We start from the raw sequence: 1,814 nt of genomic DNA on the forward strand, positions 1-1,814 counted from the left end.
CTGGCCGCGTTCTGGAACGTCTTCCGGCTCCCACCCGATCTGGCGGAAGCCCTCGCCGCGACCTGCCGACGGGTGATGCCCGACGCGCCGTTCGACTTCCGGGCGGTGACGCAGGGCGGCCTGGACGTGTATCACCCGATCCTCACCAAGGCCGCCGACGGGATACGAGCGGCGGGCGCGTTCGGCGAACCGGAACAGTGGCGGTTCGACTGGGAGTGGACCTACACCCGGGACGCCTGGCTCGAGCAGATCCCCACCCAGGGCGCCTTCACCCGGCTCCCTCCGGCCGAGCTGGCGGAGGTGCTGGAGGGCGTTGGCGCGGCCATCGACGCGATGGGCGGCAGCTTCACGATGCCGTACGCGACGGTGGTGATCACGGCGACCCGAACCGCCCCCGTCTGACCGCCGAGCACTTACGAGCGCAGGTGGGCCGTCAGCCCGTCGGTGACGGGGTATTCCCGCTCCAGGGGCAGGCGCTGGGCCGCGGATTCCACGTCGCCTTCGTTGACGAGCGCGTGGATCTCGTGGGCGAGCGGGGTCACGTCGCTGATGGAGACCGTCCACTCGTCGGCGTAGCGGCGTACGGCCTCACCGGAGAGCCCGAGTTGCAGTGAGCGGTAGGGCAGTGCCTGGAGGCGCAGATCGCGCTCGGGGTCCCACTGGACGCGGGCCGGTGCGCGCTTCACCTGGCGTTGCCAGGTGCTGAGGTCGGGGTGCAGCCCACGTACGTAACTCGACAGGCACGCGTTGCGCAGCGCCCACTCGAAACCCGCGCGAGTGATCTCGACGGCAAGTACGGTCTCCTGCCCCGGCTTTGTGCCCCAGCCGCAGCGGTACATCATCCAGAGGAACGACGGCTTGATCCAGGTCATTCGGTCCCGCTTCCACGCGGTGGGGAAATGCCCCTGGCGAACCGCGGGCACGCCGATCTCCGGCGGGTACGCCTGGTAAACGGTGACCGTGGATGCCGTGTGGAGCGCACGGATCGTGCATCGCGCTTCGTTCATGGCGTACAGCGTGAAGCCGCGCGATTCTCATTGCCATTCATTTTTGGATCGTTCCGGCCGACCGGCCGCGTATCGCATCGCGGGCTGCCTGAGGGAACAGACCGCGGGCGCCGACAGCCAGCGTCCACATCAGGAGAGGAAATGCCGCGACTCGCTCCATACCGCCCATGCCCAGTCCCAGGTAGTGGTGGGAAAGGAGGAGCCCGAAGGCCGCGATCGCGGTGATTCCCAGCAGGCTCGTGGCCCAACGCAGTGGAGGCGCGACGTCGTTCGACAAGCCGGCTCCCGCCAGCAGAAGGCCGATGTTGCCCGTTCCCATGATGAGTAAGGCACCCAGGACGTGCTGGTTTTCGTGGACGTCCGCAGGTGCCAGCCCGGCGAGTACAAATCCCAGACCGGCACCGGCCAGGAGAAACCGAGCCACTTTGGCGGTCGCGCCTCGGCGCCACAGAGGACCGGTCAGAGCGGTGCCGACGACGAGGAGCGTCCCCAGGGCGATGAACGAGACGTTCATCAGGCCGTGGTCGGGAGAACAGATATACCGTAACGCGGCGGTGGCCTCAGGCACTCCGGTGAGCCCCCGAAGCGGGGTAGGGCAGACCCTACGAATGGGCGCGTCTCATGGCTTCGCGGAACGGCGGTCAGCGCCTCGAATAACCCCACCCTTCGCTCATGGACTTTCTCCGATCTGCTCGCCGCGAGACCTCGGCTCGGGCGTCTCGATATGCACCGGCCCCAGCTGCGGGCGCTTGGCGGTGCGGCCGTCGCCGGAGGAGCGGCCGCGGAGGCGGCGGGTGAGCCAGGGGC

2 protein-coding genes and 1 pseudogene are annotated in these 1,814 nt (G+C 68.5%); 1 reads left to right on the forward strand and 2 read right to left on the reverse strand.

The features are described from left to right. Window positions 1-402: pseudogene (locus GWI24_RS43935) on the forward strand (SAM-dependent methyltransferase); the annotation flags it as partial. 11 nt (window positions 403-413) lie between these two features. Here GWI24_RS43935 and GWI24_RS43940 read toward each other — a convergent pair. Continuing rightward, entirely contained in the window at window positions 414-1,007 is a 594-nt protein-coding gene (locus GWI24_RS43940; RefSeq protein ID WP_210951595.1) for a DUF4291 domain-containing protein, read from the reverse strand. A gap of 37 nt (window positions 1,008-1,044) precedes the next feature. Next, entirely contained in the window at window positions 1,045-1,575 is a 531-nt protein-coding gene (locus tag GWI24_RS43945; protein ID WP_308344293.1) for a DUF998 domain-containing protein, read from the reverse strand. Window positions 1,576-1,814 lie beyond the last annotated feature (239 nt).

It is taken from the genome of Streptomyces sp. MK37H, assembly GCF_018035285.1.
Lineage (GTDB): Bacteria > Actinomycetota > Actinomycetes > Streptomycetales > Streptomycetaceae > Streptomyces > Streptomyces endocoffeicus.

Excerpts from the sequence above, each read along its gene's own strand:
- GWI24_RS43940 (WP_210951595.1), bottom strand. The coding sequence starts at position 1,007 with ATGAACGAAGCGCGATGCACGATCCGTGCGCTCCACACGGCATCCACG.